Source organism: Streptomyces sp. NPDC055078, assembly GCF_053607985.1.
The window spans coordinates 1-2436 of the sequence record NZ_JBSGUP010000931.1 but is presented as its reverse complement, the minus strand read 5'-3'; the positions used below and the strand labels follow the sequence as shown (position 1 = coordinate 2436).

Below are 2436 nucleotides of genomic sequence, written 5' to 3'. Positions count from 1 at the left end.
GGACACGCCCGCTCGTGAAGGTTGAGAAGACGATCACGAGCAGGGCGTCTGCGGGGCAGTCGGCCTCACGGCGCGATGAGCGGGGTGCGCTCCTTCGCTTCGGCGTAGCGCTTGGCCACGTCCTGCCAGTTCACGACCGCCCACATCGCGTCGATGAAGTCCACCTTCTGGTTCTTGTACTGAAGGTAGAAGGCGTGCTCCCAGGCGTCGAAGACCAGGATCGGCACCGAGCCCTGGCCGACATTGCCCTGGTGGTCGTAGACCTGCTCGACGATCAGCCGACGGCTCACCGGCTCATAGGCGAGCACGCCCCAGCCGGAGCCCTGCGTGGTCGCGGACGCCTTGGTCAGCTGGGCTTTGAACTTCGCGAACGAGCCGAACGACTCGGCGATCGCGTCCGCCAGCTCACCGACACCGTCCTTGTCCAGCGGCTCACCGCCGCCGTCGCCGGTCATGTTGTGCCAGTAGATGCTGTGGAGGATATGGCCGGAGAGATGGAACGCGAGGTTCTTCTCCAGGCCGTTGATCGCTCCCCACGCCTCCTTGTCGCGGGCTTCCGCGAGCTGTTCGAGGGTGTCGTTCGCACCCTTCACATAGGCGGCGTGGTGCTTGTCGTGGTGCAGCTCGACGATCAGCGGATTGATGACCGGTTCGAGCTCGGTGTAGTCGTACGGCAGGTCAGGAAGTGTGTAGATGGCCATGGTGTCCGGTCCCTCCGACTGCTTACTGCACATCTTATGCAAGTGCACGCTAGCAGCAAGAAGGGGAAGGGGGTGATCAGGCGTTGGTCCTAGGACTCATCGGACCCCTGGTGCCTCTGGTGCCTCTGGTCTCTCTGGGGTTTCTGGGCTCCTGGGCCTCTCAGGGCCTCTCAGGGCCGCTGGGGCTGCTGGAACTCATCGGGCTCGGGCGCTCCGTGATCCCTGGCGATGACGGCGATATCCGGGAAATCGGTGACCACGGCGTCCACCCCGATGCCGTAGTAGAGGGCGTACTCGGCGAGCGCGTCACCGAAGCCCTCCGGCCGCCGGCCGCGCCGCAGCGCGGGGGGAAGGTACTGGTTCTCGGCGCGGAACGTGTACGCGCCGACCTGGAGACCGGCCGCGTGCGCGTCGCCGAGCAGGGGTGACGGCGGGAGCAGGGACGACTTCTCCGGGCCGATCCACCGCGCGTACGCCGCGATCGCGCGCAGCCCGGCCGGGGTCCTCATCCGCGCGTACGTCGTGTCGTGCCCGAACGGTCCGCCGCTCGTCCCGATCGCCTGCCACAGCGGCAGACCCGGGAGCGCCTCGGCGATCCGCAGCAGGCTCGACGGCTCGAAGCACTGCACCACGCACTCGCGCGCCCCGAGCCGGTTGCGCCGTACCGCCCGCAGGAGTTCCGGCTCCAGCGGCAGTCCGATCGACCGGAAGTACGTCGGGTGCTTCAGCTCGGGGAAGAGGGTGATACGGCGGCGGTGCTGCCGGGAGAGGGTCCGGGTCAGGTCGATGACCTCCTGGAAGGTCATGATCCGCTGATGCCCGTCGAACACGGTGTTCCGGTCGCGGAGCAGCGGCAGGCGCTCGACCGTGCGCAGGGTCTTCAGCTCCGCCACGGTGAAGTCCTCGGTGAACCAGCCGCGCACGCTCCGCCCGTCGACCGTCTTCGTTGCCTCGCGCGCCGCGAACTCCGGGCGCGCGCGGACGTCCGTCGTCCCCGAGATCTCGTTCTCGTGCCGGACGACCAGCACCTGATCCCTGCTCGCCACGAGATCCGGCTCGATCCAGTCCGCTCCCGTCCGCACCGCGAACCGGTACGAGTCCGCCGTGTGCTCATGCCGCCATCCGGCCGCGCCCCGGTGACCGATGACCAGGGGCCGCGATGCCCCGGCGCCGGTCGTGGGTGCCGCGGTGGCGCTGGGTGCCAGCGCGGTGGCGGCCATGGCTCCGCCTCCCGCGACGACGACCCGGCGCGATGGGTCCCTACGCACGCCGTCCACCTCCTCCCCGGGGCTCCGCCCCGGACCTCCCCCAGTGCTTTGCCCGGGAGGCATCCCCCCGGCGGGGCTTGATATGTCTGCCCGGGTGCGCAGATTCAGCCCGTCCTGGGGGTACCTCCCGGGCGAAGCTCCGGGGGAGATTGAGGACGGACCCTCTGCCCCCGGGGGCGGACGTGTCGTATGGGCGTCGCCCAGGGACCCTGTAGGAACAAGACGGGGACCTCGGGTTCACGCACCCGTTTGTCTCCGCTCCCTTGGGCGCGAGGGTTCCGTCCTCAATCGCCGGACAGGCTGAGGTTGCCCGGGTGCGCAAATTCAGCCCGTCCTGGGGGTACCTCCCGGGCGAAGCCCTGGGGGAGATTGAGGACGGACCCTCTGCCCCGGGGGACGGACATGTCGTATGGGCGTCGCCCCCAGGACAGGCTGAGGTTGACCAGGTGCGCATACCCAGCCCGTCC

At 69.0% G+C, this 2436-nt stretch carries 2 protein-coding genes; both read right to left on the bottom strand.

The annotated features are described in order from the left end of the window. Positions 1-65: 65 nt before the first annotated feature. Positions 66-701, bottom strand: a complete 636-nt coding sequence (locus ACWF94_RS38735; protein WP_453499708.1) for a superoxide dismutase — start codon at positions 699-701, stop codon at positions 66-68. A gap of 170 nt (positions 702-871) precedes the next feature. Continuing rightward, complete coding sequence (locus tag ACWF94_RS38730) at positions 872-1921, bottom strand: glycerophosphodiester phosphodiesterase family protein (protein ID WP_453499710.1); 1050 nt, start codon at positions 1919-1921, stop codon at positions 872-874. Positions 1922-2436 lie beyond the last annotated feature (515 nt).